Source organism: Shimia ponticola (genome assembly GCF_007995215.1).
GTDB lineage: Bacteria > Pseudomonadota > Alphaproteobacteria > Rhodobacterales > Rhodobacteraceae > Shimia_B > Shimia_B ponticola.
Map to the genome: position 1 here is coordinate 1 of NZ_VCDK01000008.1, position 14,523 is coordinate 14,523.

Annotated in this window: 12 protein-coding genes; 1 reads left to right on the top strand and 11 read right to left on the bottom strand. The window is 56.4% G+C overall.

Annotation, left to right across the window (positions count from 1 at the left end; genetic code table 11):
• On the bottom strand, positions 1-801 hold an 801-nt coding region (locus FE702_RS17220; RefSeq protein WP_147127583.1), incomplete at its 3' end, for a hypothetical protein.
• 156 nt (positions 802-957) lie between these two features.
• Positions 958-1,632: a hypothetical protein gene (locus tag FE702_RS17225; protein ID WP_147127584.1), complete on the bottom strand. Its 675-nt coding sequence runs from the start codon at positions 1,630-1,632 to the stop codon at positions 958-960.
• 136 nt (positions 1,633-1,768) lie between these two features.
• Here FE702_RS17225 and FE702_RS17230 point away from each other — a divergent pair, with 136 nt between their 5' ends.
• Complete coding sequence (locus FE702_RS17230; RefSeq protein WP_147127585.1) at positions 1,769-2,743, top strand: glycerophosphodiester phosphodiesterase family protein; 975 nt, start codon at positions 1,769-1,771, stop codon at positions 2,741-2,743.
• A gap of 32 nt (positions 2,744-2,775) precedes the next feature.
• Here FE702_RS17230 and FE702_RS17235 read toward each other — a convergent pair whose 3' ends face one another.
• Genes FE702_RS17235 through FE702_RS17275 form a run of 9 tightly spaced genes read right to left on the bottom strand, consistent with a single transcriptional unit; the run spans position 2,776 to position 14,411 of the window.
• Positions 2,776-3,468, bottom strand: a complete 693-nt coding sequence (locus FE702_RS17235; protein WP_147127586.1) for a class I SAM-dependent methyltransferase — start codon at positions 3,466-3,468, stop codon at positions 2,776-2,778.
• A 4-nt stretch (positions 3,469-3,472) separates the two neighbouring features.
• Positions 3,473-4,825 (bottom strand): putative HlyD family type I secretion protein, encoded by a 1,353-nt coding sequence (locus tag FE702_RS17240; RefSeq protein WP_147127587.1) that lies wholly within the window; start codon positions 4,823-4,825, stop codon positions 3,473-3,475.
• Positions 4,822-6,963 (bottom strand): peptidase domain-containing ABC transporter, encoded by a 2,142-nt coding sequence (locus FE702_RS17245; RefSeq protein WP_186827146.1) that lies wholly within the window; start codon positions 6,961-6,963, stop codon positions 4,822-4,824. Before FE702_RS17245 ends, FE702_RS17240 begins: the two co-directional genes overlap by 4 nt.
• A complete protein-coding gene (locus FE702_RS17250) occupies positions 6,960-7,889 on the bottom strand; it encodes a hypothetical protein (RefSeq protein ID WP_147127589.1) in 930 nt (309 codons plus the stop codon). The genes FE702_RS17245 and FE702_RS17250 overlap by 4 nt, the downstream gene beginning before the upstream one ends.
• On the bottom strand, positions 7,873-8,826 hold the full coding sequence (locus FE702_RS17255; RefSeq protein WP_147127590.1) for a hypothetical protein: 954 nt from the start codon (positions 8,824-8,826) through the stop codon (positions 7,873-7,875). The genes FE702_RS17250 and FE702_RS17255 overlap by 17 nt, the downstream gene beginning before the upstream one ends.
• Positions 8,819-10,402: a carbamoyltransferase C-terminal domain-containing protein gene (locus FE702_RS17260; protein ID WP_147127591.1), complete on the bottom strand. Its 1,584-nt coding sequence runs from the start codon at positions 10,400-10,402 to the stop codon at positions 8,819-8,821. Before FE702_RS17260 ends, FE702_RS17255 begins: the two co-directional genes overlap by 8 nt.
• Positions 10,399-12,264: an asparagine synthase (glutamine-hydrolyzing) gene (asnB, locus tag FE702_RS17265; RefSeq protein WP_147127592.1), complete on the bottom strand. Its 1,866-nt coding sequence runs from the start codon at positions 12,262-12,264 to the stop codon at positions 10,399-10,401. The genes FE702_RS17260 and asnB overlap by 4 nt, the downstream gene beginning before the upstream one ends.
• Positions 12,265-12,277: 13 nt before the next feature.
• A complete protein-coding gene (locus tag FE702_RS17270; RefSeq protein ID WP_222611835.1) occupies positions 12,278-13,693 on the bottom strand; it encodes a B12-binding domain-containing radical SAM protein in 1,416 nt (471 codons plus the stop codon).
• Positions 13,686-14,411: a geranylgeranylglyceryl/heptaprenylglyceryl phosphate synthase gene (locus tag FE702_RS17275; protein ID WP_186827147.1), complete on the bottom strand. Its 726-nt coding sequence runs from the start codon at positions 14,409-14,411 to the stop codon at positions 13,686-13,688. The genes FE702_RS17270 and FE702_RS17275 overlap by 8 nt, the downstream gene beginning before the upstream one ends.
• Positions 14,412-14,523 lie beyond the last annotated feature (112 nt).

Genomic DNA, 14,523 nt, shown 5'->3' on the forward strand with positions numbered 1-14,523 from the left:
CTGCTTGCACGCCCTGCAAACTTTCAATCGGCCCTGACAATCTGCTTCCAGCTGGGTCGTGGCTTGCTGAACGCTTGGGTCCATCGTGGCGTAAAAAACGAAGGCATTAATCTCACCTTCGATGCTCATCACGTCTTTGACGACCTCTAGGCACTGCGCCTCTAGGAAATGGAAATAAAAGACCAAAGCGTAACCCTTGGTCTTTTCTGGCGCTGCACCGCCCTGCATGCCCGCCGAGATTTGAGCCAGCGAAATTGGCGGGCCGACGGCGTGAACCGCGTCAGGGTTTGCGGCCATACGCCGACAGAGCTTTTCTGCATCTTCCTGCAAAGGAACAAAATGACCGTCGGCATCCGGACACGCGTGAATCGGAATGTCGATCAGCCCCGGGTTCGTCACCCAGTTCAAAACCGGGATGTCACGGCCACTCGCCCGCCGCGCGTCACACAAAAGACCCGAGATGATGCCCTTGGTCCCAATACATGCATCGCTGGAGCTCAGCACAGTTTGTTGCAGTTTCTGAAGAACCGGCAACGTGACCGCGTCTTTGGCCAATTCCCGAGCGATTGAACCGTTTATCCGCCTGAACTCACGACTCACGTCCTCTGGCCGCAAGTGCGCTGCGGCGTCCTGCATTTCCTGCCCCCACTGTGCAAATTGTGGCCAGATCTCCTCAAGCGGCTCAACGGTAACCTGACTATTGGGCAATGTGCGCTCGACATACTCCGCCACCCGACGAGCGGAATTATAGTTTCCAAGCTTTCCCCAGCTTTTGGCACAGACGACTTTTATTCGCTTCATGCTGAATTCCACCCTTTGCTAGAGACGTTGAAGGCAATCAAACGGACTTCTCTTTGATACTCAGATTTAACGTGATCAGCAGTTATCTCGACTATATGAACGCCAATCTTGATCCATTTCGATCAGGGTTTTCACTCAAAACGCAGATCTCGATTTCTAATCTGAAAATCTCTCACCATTCAGAAAACGCCTGCTATACACATCCGTTGTTATGCGCGGGATTTGGGCCAGCAGTTTGCGCGAACCGGGCTCGTGTTCTGTAAAGATTATCTTTTGCCAACAGGATTGGGTATTCCCATTCGGTACGGTTTGGTAATAGCCCATAGTGTCGGGCGTCCAGGAATAGCCCTGCGTCTCAATTTGCTTGGCAAGGTAGCTCAGGCTGCTGGTATTGCGGCCTTTCGCTTCGCGTGTGATGACGGCAAGGCTTAGCTTCAGCCGCTCGAAGACTTCGATATGGTACTTGGACACAAGCTCAATGAAGAACTTGGTGCTTGCGACCGTCTCCGCTTTCGACATTCCCTGATTGAGAAAATGTTGACGATAAGACCGATCAATCCAGGTTCGGTTGCCTACGCGCACCACCCCCGAAGGCCAGTGGTCAGGGGTAAATACGGATGAAAACCCGAATATCTCGCCATTTTCACCATCAAAAACAACCGGCACGGAAATCTGTTTCTCCAGATTGAAACGCGCGGCGGTATAATTCTCAAGCAGGCGCTCATCCGTATCTGCGGATTGCAGTCGATCAAGATAGGATCGAAAGTCGCTAAGATAACCGTCATTCTTCTCATCGAGCACATCGATGACCACTAATGATGTGTCTCTCATTTCAACAGTACCTTTCGTTATTGGCGGTTATTTGTTCGCGAAAACCAGACGTCACAATAAGTGTTTGCTTTATGTGATCTGAGTGGAATAGTTGGCTTGGCAGTCTTGGTAATTTGCGCGCAGCGTGGGGAGCATCATGAAATTCATCAGAGTCACGCTCATCGCATTGGTATTGATTTGCGGCCTGCTCTGGCTCAACAACACGTCCGCCTTTGTAGACGCGAGCGAAGGATCGGGGTTGAAGCTCATCGCGCATCGCGGTGTCCATCAGCAATATGTCGGCGTGCCGCGCACCAATGACACCTGCCGGGCCAGAAACATGGCCCCGCGCGAACATGACTTTATCGAAAACACCGTCCCGTCGATCACCGCCGCGTTCGCGTACGGCGCAGATGTCGTCGAGATCGACGTCCATCGCACCACCGACGACGTTTTGGTCGTCTTTCACGATTGGACCCTCGAATGCCAAACCAACGGAACCGGAGAAACCAAGAGCAAGACATTCGCCGAGCTTGCCAGCCTTGATCTGGGCTACGGGTTCACCGAGGACGGGACGACATTCCCCCTGCGTGGGACGGCCGTTGGGGCGATCCCCCGGTTGGACGCGCTTTTGGAAACCGAGTTTGAAGGCCGCCTTCTGGTCAACTTCAAGAGCGACCGCCGCAGCGATGGCCGTCACCTTGCGACGCTGCTGGAAACCGGGGTGGGCCGCGACAACGTTTTCGCCGTCTATGGCGGACGAAACCCGACGCAGGCAGTCATTGCCGAGACTGAGGACATGCGAGGATACGATCGAACCTCGCTCAAGACCTGCGCGCGGGATTACCTGCTTTTGGGATGGTCCGGCTACATCCCGTCGAGCTGCCACAACACCTTGATCGGCGTGCCTATGGATTTTGCGCCGCTTGCCTGGGGCTGGCCGCACAAGTTTACCAAGCGCATGGCCTCTGTCGGCACGGAAGTCATTTTGTGGGGTCCGTATGACGGGTCTGGCTTTACCAGCGGCATCAATGATGCCGAAACCTTCGCCCGCGTTCCTGACGGCTTTGACGGCTATGTCTGGACCGACGTGATCGAAAAGATCGGCCCCCTCGCCGAGGAACGCCGCTAAAGAGCGAGCAGATGGGTGATGGGCCACGACCCTCACGTGTAGCCCGCCGTCATCAGACGTGAGCCGACCGGGAATTTCAGTTCATCCGCATAAACCCTTTTCCTGAAAGGTGTCTTTGAACACAGATCATCCAAGTCCTTGGGGCAGCTCACATGACCTTCGGCGTCCCAATTGGTGTTCGCCTGGATGATCACGAACTTGTCTTTAGGCAGAAGCGAAAACCACGCGCCCGGGTCGTCGAAATGCTCCCAAGACGTGTTGATGATCGTATTGCACGCGACCTGGAAGGTCTGCGTGTCGCCGTTTTCCTTGATCCGGTCAAAATGTGACTGCCGATAGTCCAGGGTCATAGCGTCGTCTTTGATCGCTGCGAATTTCAATCCGTCTTCGACAAAGTGGCGCAGAAACCGATCAGCGGCGCGACAGGCCTCTTCATCCAGATCAATCGAGATGATGCGCTCAAAGCTTGTCGGCAGATGCGTCAACAACATGTGCGGCAGCATTCCGACCCAACCACCGATCACCCACGCAGAGCCATAATGCTCTTGCCGTTTCGTCAGAAAGTCCAAGAGCCAAAGCTTGCTGCCCAACTGTCCGCTGCTCACGGCGTCGACCCAGTTCACCTCTGGAAAGGCGACAGCAGCCTTAACAAGGTTGCGCATCATGACCGCCATTTTCTCTGGCGAAACGCCTTCAGGGACATGGGGCTGACGAGAAAACATCATGTTGCTATTCCTTCAATGTCCAATGCCAAGCGCGCAGCAACGGGTTCACAAAGAACATGATCACCCGCTGTTCACCGGTCTTGATGTTGACCAGCACAGACAGGCCGGGGCGCAGTTGAATCCGGGGGTTGGAGTCTTCATCAAGCCCCAGCTTGGCCAGGTAGGTAAGTCCGGTTGACGCCTCTAGCGCTTCGCCCGCATAGGCCCGGACATCCGTGACATTGACCGGCACCGGTATCGTGCTCGAAATGCCGGCAATGTCTTCTGTCACGGTTTCAACGAAGGCTTGCGTCGTTCCGTAGATGGCCAATGGGTAGGCGTCGAACAAAAGCTCTGCGGACTGGCCCGGTGCGATTTGGCCGATGTCCTGGTTCTTGATCCCGGCGATCACCAGCAATTCGTTGTCGTGCGGGACAATGCTCAGCAGGGGTTTAGTCCCAACCCGCTGATGAAGCGCGGCTGTCGAGATTTCCTGCACGGTCCCGCCGATGGGCGCGCGCACCATCAGCTGGCCCATGCGCTCTCGCAGATCAAGTTCTGCGGCAACCTGATTGCTCGCCTCTTCTTCAAGTCTGATGAGCCGTTCGATATTCTTGGTACGAAGCTGAGACTGATAGCGTGATCTGCTTGCAGCGATCTGCCGAAGCTCTGCGTTCTTGACGGTGATCTCCGATGAGTTTCGGCTGACCCGTTCACTGATTTCGGCCGTCGTGATCATGACGTCGAGGCCGGTGAACTGGTCCTGGATACCGCGTTCGACAAGATCACGAACGCGCAAATCCTTGTCCATTTGGAGCGCCAGAATACCCTCCAAGGCCGCCGAATTTGTAGCGAGCGCGGTCAGCTCTGCCTGTATCAGTTCTTCCTTCGCCGCAAACTCCTCAAGGGCGTCGTCACGCTCTTCTCGCTGTTTGCGCAGGAATTGCATCCAGCTTTCGACAGCCTCGTTGTCGTCATTCAACGCGCGCAACGAAGCCAGAACGTCCTCTTCGGCCGTGGCATTCAAGAGCGCGTCTACAGTCGCCTTCTCCATCGCAAGGCGCAGGATGGTTTCCTGGACACGCGCCAATTCAATGCTCAGCGACGGGTCTTCGAGACGAACAAGCACATCGCCTTGGGAAACACGTTCCCCTTCAGAGACCACAAATTCAGAGATGATCCCTTCGATTGTCGCCGACACGGGGCGTGTCTCGTTCGCAGGCACAACAAGCCCGGCGGCGCGCGCGACGATGTCGACCTTCATGATGCAGGAAACAATCAGACCAACAATGGCGCTGAGCAGGAACACACGCGAGATTTTGAAAATGGTACGTGGCTGGCTCGACATGCGGCGATATGCGGTTGTGGGAAGCGTCATCGACCACCGTCCTTTCGCGCGCCGTTGCGAAAGGCTTCATGCAAGACGACGCCTTTGCTGGGCCGCCGCGTTTCCTCCACAAGCGCCCCTGCCTTGACGTCAGCCCCAGAGAACTCGATCAACCGTTTATCCTTGATCAAGAAAACCCGGTCGAATTCCTCGGCCAGCGCAAGACTGTGGGTCGAGACAATGAGCGTCTTGCCAGAGTGATCCGCGATCAGGCGTTCGGCGACTTGCGCCTCGGTGGTCTCATCCAGCGCGCTTGTCGGTTCATCCAGCAACAGCATCTCTGCGCCGTGCAAATAGGCCCGCGCCAATAGAATGCGTTGTTTTTCACCCTGCGAAAATGGAGAGTCCTTGGTGGTGATGTGGGTATCAAGTCCGTCTTCCAACGCTTTGACCCGATCCAGAATCTTGGCGCTCTCCAAGGCTGCATAGATCTTGTCCAAGTCGTAGTCACGGTCACCCATGTGAAGGTTGGACAATAGGGTCCCATCGGCCAGCCCGGCGCCTTGCGACAAGACACCGATCCGGCGGCGATAGGCCGACAAAGACATGTCGTGAAGGTTGTCGTTTCCAGCGTAGATTTCACCTGTGTAGCAGCGTTCATCGCCCAGAACCGCCGACAAGAAGGTCGACTTGCCCACGCCGGACCCGCCCATAATGGCGATCTTTTCGCCTGCCGGAATCCTGAGGTTGATGGCGGATACGATGACCTCGCCCTTGCCCGGTGTCACAAGCTCAACGTCCTTGAACTCGATGGTGCCAATCCCTTTGGGCGATGGCAGGATCAGGCTCTGTTCATTGTCCTGTTCCATCGGGCGCGCGAACGAGTCTTTGACGGTCCGCGCGCTGCGCTTCAATTCGGTCACGTCCGACACAAAGGCTGCGATCTTGCTGATCGGACCCAGAGACAGGGCCACAACAAGGTTGAAGGCAATGAATTGCCCCACGGTAATCATGCCATTCAACGCTTCTATCGCACCGAACCACATGACTGTTGCCCGAAGGCAGTTCAGCAGCAGCGTATTGAGGGGACCGGGTGCAAACTTGTACTCATCGCCCTGTGCTTCGAACCGCAGGTTTGCATCGATGTTTTCGTTCCAGTCGCGCAGCGTATTGTGCTGCCGACCCATCAACCTGCGATCAACGCCCGTGGTCAGCAATTCCACATAGGTTTCATCGCTGCCTTCGGTCACTTCCATCCGTCGGCGGGCCACGTCACGGCGCAAGAAGCTTGTCACAATTGTCGAGGCGATATTGATCGCCAAACCGACCATGGCGATCTTGGCCAAAAGCGGACTGAGCAGGAACATCACCGCGATCAGAACCAGCAAAAAGACCATGTCTGCCAACAAGGCCACCGTATAATCGGCAAAGATTTTTCGCGTTTTCTCAATGTGCTTGAGCGTTCGATAAAGCTCGTGGCTGGTCGGTTTGAAATGCGGGTTTCGCCGATTGGCCTGCATCTGAAACAGCAATGACTGCGTTTCGTGTACGAACTCGTCCGCAAGCTCGCCCAAAACGATGTTGCGTGACGTCGTCATGAAAAAGCGCAGCAGTTCGGCCCCGATAAGCAGAGCAATGATGACATCCAACGTCCCGACACCGTTGTGCCCAAGGACCTTGTCGATAATCAAAAGAGCGCCGATCGGCATAAAGAGCGAGGCGATGTGTCCCGCGACGCTTCCGAAAAAGCCAGACATCAGCCGCCGCGCATTGCCGCGCGCATAGCTCTTTACGTAGTCAACAAAGCGAAAGCTCGACGTCATGAACCCGCGATGAACCACGACGTGCTTCGGTTTGAACCGAAGCTCGAAATCCAGTCGCTTAATTCTTTCGCGGCTTGAATACCCGCTGCCGGACAGCGTTACCCAGTTTGCACCCGCCTTTTGCACCACCACCGTCTCGGCACCGTCGCAGACCACGAGGCACGGCAATGGCAGCAAGTCCAACCGCAGAGAGTCATATTGCAGCACGAGAAACTGGGACGGTGCGAGATCGACAACAGACTGTGCCACGCGTGCCGAGTCCGCGCATCCTTCGATGGTGGCGCTGAAGCTTGAGACGCTGCCAGATCGCAGCGTGACATCAAACGCAGAGAAAACTCTGGATATGTCGTCGTTGGTGCCGGTCATCGTTCCTTGCGGGCTCGGAAATACTCTTTGGCCCACGGCACAAATCGCTGTCCCTTTGGACCCCAGTTCCATGTGCCATCATCCGTCAGGACCAAGTCCTCTGCCGGGTCAAAGCGCATGCTGATAAGTTCTTTGTCGCGCTTGCGGTACTTTCGGTTTCGGGGGCTGCCGTGCCACAAATGCTCGAGCTCGCAATCGACATACCCCATGCGCCCACCGGTCAGCGCAGCGGCCCGTTCAGCCCAAAGAAGGTAGTGATCGCGATAGGCTTCATTGTCCTGAAAAACCTGATCAAAGCACCCGGTTTCCAGATCGTTGCAAAAGGCATGCGCCATCAGATGATCGCCGCTGCCGGACATGCAGGTGTCATAGAGACCGCATTCTTCGAGGAACGACCGACGCGCGCCCCAAGTATACCCTGTGTGGCCATGCGTCGGGTAATCGTCCGAAAACGGGACGCTGTGATCCCATTCGTCAAACACCTTGGCCATGCTGCAGACGCAGTCTTTTTTCTGGAAGGGCAGCCAATATTTCGGCTGGCGGTTCACGCTCGAAAAGCCGTGGACGACCTGAAACTCGTCCAGCTTCTTCGACATCGCCTCCAGCCAAACGCTGGGGGATTTGCCAAACAACATGTCCACATCCGACCAGACAACTTTGGTGAACTGCTCGGGCAACATGGAAATCAATCGGTTGAGCAAACGCTCCTTCTGCCAAAGGATCGATCCGGATCGAACAATCTTCAGGTTTTCGACGATCCCCTCCAAAGCACTGGGGGCCCCGTCGATCACCTGTTCTATCACATATACAGGGATGCCTTCCCGCTTGAGCGGACGATAGAAATCCTTGAAATTCGCGAGCCGCACCTTGCTTCCCGTCGGGTTGTAGAAGCAGGCAATGATGCAGATTTCATGTGACTGCGTCATAGGCAACGTCCTCTTTTCTTTGCGAGAAATACGCTTTGACCAAATCGCGCTGTGCGGTGGCTGACGGGCTCCATTCCCAACAGTCCCACTGATTGCGCACCAGATGCTGGCTTGGGTCAAAGCCCGACATCTCTAACAGCTTGTTTCGCACGAGGTACTTGCGGCCCTTGTCCGACCCGTGCCTGCGGTGCTCGATATCGAGATCCAGAAACCCCATTTTGAGCGGCCCGTGTTCAGCCCAAAGTCGATCTGCCCATGCCTCGTAGCTGCGCTGCAGGCGGCTCTCGGTGCCCAAAAGAGGTGGAATGCAATCGCAACGTGGCGTGCCGGTGAAGGCATGCGCCATCACGTGATCCGCACCACCGATGACGCATTCATCAAAGAAACCGACGGACTGAATAACATCCCGGCGGATGCCCCACGCATAGCCCGTGTGGCCATGCTGATGAAATCTCAGCCCAGCCAAGTCCGGGTTTTCCGTTACAGCGCTGGCATAACTCTCGACCGGCGCGTCTCCCAGTCTGGGCACTTGCGCCACGTGCCGGAAGGGCTGCAACACATCCACATCCTGAAGCTTTTCAAGCGTCTGTGGCACCCAGTCCGGGTCAGCAAAGATGATGTCAGTGTCACACCACACCACGGCCTCGACACTGTCAGGCAGGCTCTCGACCGCGAGGTTCAACAGGCGCTCTTTCTGCCAAAGGACAGACTCCGCATGAACGACATGCAGGTTGTCGAGCCCATCCAAGGCGCTGCGCTGTCCGGGTGGCAGGCATTCAACGAGGTGCAGAGCAGGTTTATAGACGCCAAGACCGTCCACAAAGGCGCGCAGATTTTCCACGAGCCGCGAACTTCCGGTCGAATTGAAAAAGCAGCTCACCAGCGCGACACGGTCGCTTGTGCTTGGGCGGCGGGATATCGAACGACCGTCAAGCATGGGTGAACAACTTTTCGCCAACGACATATCCATCAAGCTCCGAGACGGAAAAATCCTGAAGGATATGGTCAGGGCTAAATACCATGGCCCGCCCCGCGCTATTGAGTGATGTGTTGATGACCCCTTTCGCCCCGGACTGCCCTTCGTACTCTTGCAAGACGTCGTGGTACCAGGGGTTGACGGACCGGCTTACGGAATGCGCGCGACAGGACCCGTCCACGTGCCGCGCTTCGGGGGCGACACCGTCAGGCAAATCGTAGGAATACATCATATGTGGCGACGGCTCTTCGTTGGGCCAGATTGCGGCAAAGGCGTCCTCTGAAAAGCTGGCGCAAACCGGGCGGTACCATTCGCGTCGTTTCAGGCGCAGGCTCACTGTCTCGAACAGTCCCGGCATATCGGCGGACGCCAAAATGGATCGGTTCCCAAGGGATCGCGGCCCAAGCTCTGACGGACCGGTGCATACACCAAGGATTTTTCCCTGCGCCAAGAGGGCGGCCACAGAGCGGGGATCGGCATCTTCCATGTGCAAACCCGTCAGCTCGGCAAACCGGGCAACTTCGGCCTCTTTGGGGGCCGCGCCATTGGTATCGATAGCCACCTGCGCGTCGGGCAAACCCAATATGAACTTGCGCACATAAAGCCCCGCACCAAGGGCCTGACCTGAGTCATTGCAATTGGCAGGGATAAAGAGCGGCTTCCCAATCCCCATCCGCAATTTCGAATTGGCGACGATGTTCAGTGCGCATCCGCCTGAGAGGATCAAGGCGTCGGCGTCTTGCACCTCTTGCCTGCTCTGCAGGGCTTGAAACAATCCGTCCGAGAACAGGTTTTGTAACGTGGCGAGCAGGCTTGCCGCGCTGTTGAAATCACGGCCGAATTTGTCGTGTCGCTGCAACTCTTGCGAGGCCGCAATAGCCGCGTCGGTTCCGTGAAGAACATCATCGCTGATGCCCTTCAAAGCTTCTGACAGGCACGCTTTGGGTTCGGAAAACGACGCGATTGCCATCAAGTGACCCGCAACGCCCGGGCTTTTTCCAAAGCCCAGCACATCACCCAGCGCAGACCAACCGAACCCCGTGCAATACCAAGGGAGAAAATCCACATCCCGAAGCTTGAGGTCAGTGTTTTGGAGCGAAAACAGGCTGCAACGGCCCCACAGCCCCCGGCCTTCGTTTACGAGGATGGCCGCGTTTTGTGCCTCTGCTCCGGCCTCCTGAATACCGCAGGCCGCGTGGCACACTTCATGCGCCACCAGAATGCAGCGCACCTTATGGCCCATGATCTCGCAGTGGGACTCTGCATGAAACGCGCCAGCCTTCAGGGCCGCAAAATGCGTGTCGTAATCGTCGACGGTCAGAAAGTCTTGTCGCGTCGGAACGCTGAGAACGACCAAGTCAAAATCGCTGATTTCCAGCCCCGTCTCATCCAGCAGATGTTCGACCGCCGGTTTGGCCTCGTGTTCGTACCGCCGCCGCGTCAAGCGCTCTGCTTCGATCGAGAACAACAGCCCGTCATCGTCAAACGCAGCGGCACCACAGTCATGACCGATGTTGTGAATACTCAAGACTCTCATGCCGCACTCCTCAGCATTCGATGTGAGGAAGACGCACTGATCTGCGCGCAAAGCAGCGTCCAGATGCGGTGCGCGTGGGCATCGTTGCCAGCCAGAAAATCTGACCACATCGACCGCACAGCATCGGCTTGGAACATGCCGGCGGCTTCAATCGCTTCTACAGATAACAGCTGATCTGCCGTGTCCCGCAGTTCCGACTTCAGGATGTCAGCGATCGGCATTCTGAAGCCTCTCTTGGCTTGGCCAGAGAGGGCTTCGGGGAGGTAAATCCGACAGAGTTCGCGAACCGGGCGTTTGGTCTGACCGTCCCGCACCAACGCACTCATCGGTTGGCGCAGGGCAAAATCTACAACCCTCTCATCAAGGAAAGGCGACCGTGCCTCGATGCCAAAACGCATACTGCCCAGATCAAGTTTGGTCAGGATACGGGTCTGCAAATAATGCACGATGACCGAGCAGCGGTCATCATCTGGAACGTCCTGCACCAAGCCGCTCATATTCTTGAATTGGCTGGTCAGGTGAGTGACGAGTTCATCCTTACTCATCCGGATCGCGTGGTTCATCATCATCGGGCATTCATTGACCGAAAACGGTGCTCTGGCGTTTGAAATGCTCAACGGGCCTATGACTTCGGACAGACGATCCAGCGCAACGCGAATTTCCGCGTCAGCCACTAGGCTCGTCTGAATGGAGGAATGCTGGCTTGCCGCGCTTAGTGCAGCGTCCATTCCATGCTGCTCCAGATACGCCTTCGCCAAGTACAGATCGTACCCACCAAAGATGTCGTCAGCGCCATCGCCCGTCAGGACGAATTTGACATGCTTTCGCGCCTCTTCGCTCAGCAGGAGAAATGCCAACATGGACGGATCTGCAACTGGCGCACCCAAGGTCGGGTAAAGGCGATGGAAGATGTCCGCGCATTTTTGGCGGTCGACATTCACGGTAATGAGCTCGGACCCTAAGTGATCTGCCAACTGTTCGACGGCGTTCAGTTCACTGAACCTGTGGTCCTCAACAGCGGCGTGAAACAGGATCGGCGCTTTGCCGGAGACCTCTTTCACCAACGAGGCGATCAAGGCGGAATCCAGTCCGCCACTGGTAAAGACGCCATAGGACACACCATCGGAATGAAGGCGCCGGGTGACGGCGTCGCGCAACAGGGTTCGGAGGGATTGATCCTCGTCCGACGCTCTCTTTGCAATCGGTGGGCTTTCGGATGTCTTGACGCCCGCGCCACCGCCAGACCACTCGATAATCTGGCCGGGTTTGACGGCGCGGATACCCGCTGAGACGCCTTCAGATGCGGACCCCATGAACAGGAATTCTGCCACCGCCTGCGCACTGGGGAGGGGATCTTGTGTAACGACGTCCAATGCCTTTGCTTCTGAAGCAAAGCTCAGAACCCCCTGCTCTACTGAATAGAACAAGGGCTTTTTGCCCAGGCGATCCCGTGCCAGCAACAATGCAGGCTTGCGCGCATCCCAAAGGGCCAGCGCATACATCCCCTGAAGCCGGGTCAAACCCTCGCGCCCTTCAGCCTCGTAAAGCCGAAGGATCGTTTCCGCGTCAGATTGCGTAAGATACGTTCCACCAAGCTCTTCGCGCAGAAGAAGGTGGTTAAAAATCTGACCATTAAAGACCAAGGCGATGTCTCGATCTTCGGAGAAAACCGGTTGCTGCCCATGCGCCTGATCCTGAAAGGCCAACTGACAATGACCCAAAGCCGTCCCGCCAAGGCTCTCTATTTGAGTGCCTTCTGGGCCTCGGTGCGAAACGCGTTCAAGGATGGCTGCACACAGCCTTGCCGCATCACGCCCATGCGCTCCCGGTTTGAATTCACTGACCCCTGCAATGCCGCACATCTTCTCGGCCCCCTCAGAAGTCTCTGACAGTGTTGGAACTGGACCGCGCGAGGGTGAGCAAACCGGACAGCGTGTTTGAGAACTGACCGGTATGAAAGATATGCCGCGTGATCGGCATCATCATCTGCGGACGGAAGTAGAACCTCCGATACGCTTCCTGCGCGCGTTGATGCGCGTTGGGGGCAAGCTCTGGCATCCGAAGGTCGAATTCACCTTTGACAAATCGCAACCAGAAGTCCTGTGGCACGACGCCTGCTTCTACGGACTCACGGAACAGGCGCGTCCCGGGAAGTGGCGTCGCAGTGTAAAAGCTGGCGTAATCAAACGGCAGACGCTGGGCGAGTTCGACGGTGCGCTCGAATTGGGCCTGGGTTTCATTCAGCCATCCCACGATGAAATAGCCAAAAGCACTGATGCCGACATTGCTGGCGTCGATCACCGCCCGCTCGATCTTCTCGATGCTGGACTCTTTACCCATGCTTTCCAAAATCTCTGGATCGCCGTGCTCAATCCCGAACCGCAGACGCACACAACCGGCCGCAGCCATGTCTTTCAAAAGCTCATTAGGCACGAGGTCCACGCGGGTTGGGGCCTCCCAGCGGACCTTGAGATTGCGCTTGCGGATAAGCTCGCAAATCTGGGCCACGCGCTTGCGATGCATCGTAAAGACGTCATCGTAGAACATGATTTCGCGTACGCCCCAGCGATGCACGAGGTATTCCATCTCATCGACGACATCTTCTGCCGTGCGATACATCGATTTCTTGTCGACGATTTGCTTGAAACAGAAACTGCACTTGAACGGGCAACCGCGGCTCGAAATCATCGTGGCAAACGGGCGTTTCGCCATGATTGAAAAGTACTGATTCATCGGCAGGCCCTCGCGACGGGGCCAACCAACATCAGCAAGATTGATCATCGGCGCGACGCCACCGTGGTGCTCGCGACAGATCAATCCGCGAATATCCTTGGTCTCGCCACCCGACGCCAATGCTGCCGCCAGCTGAGGAACGATTGTCAGACCTTCACCGACACCGACGTAGTCAATGCAATCGTGGTGAAGGTTCTCGGCACCGAACACCTCTGTATGAGGGCCGCCCAAAATGACCTTGGCACCTGACGCACGTGCCGCTTCGCAGGCTTCGATGGCCCCAGGCAAACCGGGGGTTGTCGTGCTGACGCAGACGAGATGCGGCTGATACCGGATCAACGCTTGCTTGAGCCCCTCACCATCCAACCCCATCGCGGGGCTATCAAATTGGACCGTGTCGAACCCGTCCCTTCTCAGGACGGTCTCAATATAGCCAAGCCCAAGGTGCGGAAGAACACCGGCCCGCTTTTGAACGGCTGCGATCTGTCGACTGTTGAGACAAAGATCGTGATGCCGGACGAGCGCGATGCGAAAGCGATCAGACTGGCTGCTAGGCATAGGCCACCCGATTGTGCTCGCACGTGTGACCCAGCAGCGATGAAAAGACATTGCGCCAGTCATCAACCTCACCAGCGGTGCCGAACACCACAAAGTCGGCGCCAGCAGACACGTAGTCGTCGATGTCCTGTGGAACGCGAACGCCGCCGCCCACGAAGATCATGATGTCGTCCGCAAGCTTGGCGCGGATCGACCTAACCATCGAGGGCTCAACAGCGCCGTGACGCGAGAACAGGTAAACAATCTGAAAACCAAAACGGTTCGCGAATTCCGCCAGACGACCCGCATCAGTTTCATTCTGATGCAGACCTTGCACATTCAGATAGCGTGCGGATTTTTCGTCGATGCCAAAGGTCGCCGCTGCTGACAGGATTGGCACAGGAACAGACCGATTCTCAGAGGACCTGACCCCGAGGTCCCGGTAGGTCTCAAGAAGACATTTCCAAAGAAACTGCGGGCTGTCCGAGTTGAAGATCGCCGGAGCGATGACAAAGTCAACGCCATCCACGTAAGGCAATCCACCATTCTTGCCTGATGGAAAATGGGTGGCGACCGGAAGCGACACATTCGCTTTCACTTCGCTCACAACATCGAGCATCACGTTGTCGAAGTCGACGTAGTCGGTGCTCCCCAACAGGATGAACGGCGAGCCCATACTCTCAACGAACTTCGCCTTTTCCACGATTTCCGAGATTGGCATTTTGAAAGGATCGATCACGTGAAGGCAGCTTCCGCGTGCGCTTCTCAGCAGATCCATCGAGGTCGTCGCAGGTGCGATTGTACGCGTGTACTTTAACAAACTAGGGCCCACCAATTGCTAACGTTAGGAA

Coding starts and splice junctions, on each gene's coding strand:
- FE702_RS17235 (WP_147127586.1), bottom strand. CDS start 3,468: ATGATGTTTTCTCGTCAGCCCCATGTCCCTGAAGGCGTTTCGCCAGAG.
- FE702_RS17260 (WP_147127591.1), bottom strand. CDS start 10,402: ATGAGAGTCTTGAGTATTCACAACATCGGTCATGACTGTGGTGCCGCT.
- FE702_RS17230 (WP_147127585.1), top strand. CDS start 1,769: ATGAAATTCATCAGAGTCACGCTCATCGCATTGGTATTGATTTGCGGC.
- FE702_RS17240 (WP_147127587.1), bottom strand. CDS start 4,825: ATGACGCTTCCCACAACCGCATATCGCCGCATGTCGAGCCAGCCACGT.
- FE702_RS17250 (WP_147127589.1), bottom strand. CDS start 7,889: ATGACGCAGTCACATGAAATCTGCATCATTGCCTGCTTCTACAACCCG.
- asnB (WP_147127592.1), bottom strand. CDS start 12,264: ATGTGCGGCATTGCAGGGGTCAGTGAATTCAAACCGGGAGCGCATGGG.
- FE702_RS17270 (WP_222611835.1), bottom strand. CDS start 13,693: ATGCCTAGCAGCCAGTCTGATCGCTTTCGCATCGCGCTCGTCCGGCAT.
- FE702_RS17255 (WP_147127590.1), bottom strand. CDS start 8,826: ATGCTTGACGGTCGTTCGATATCCCGCCGCCCAAGCACAAGCGACCGT.
- FE702_RS17245 (WP_186827146.1), bottom strand. CDS start 6,963: ATGACCGGCACCAACGACGACATATCCAGAGTTTTCTCTGCGTTTGAT.
- FE702_RS17225 (WP_147127584.1), bottom strand. CDS start 1,632: ATGAGAGACACATCATTAGTGGTCATCGATGTGCTCGATGAGAAGAAT.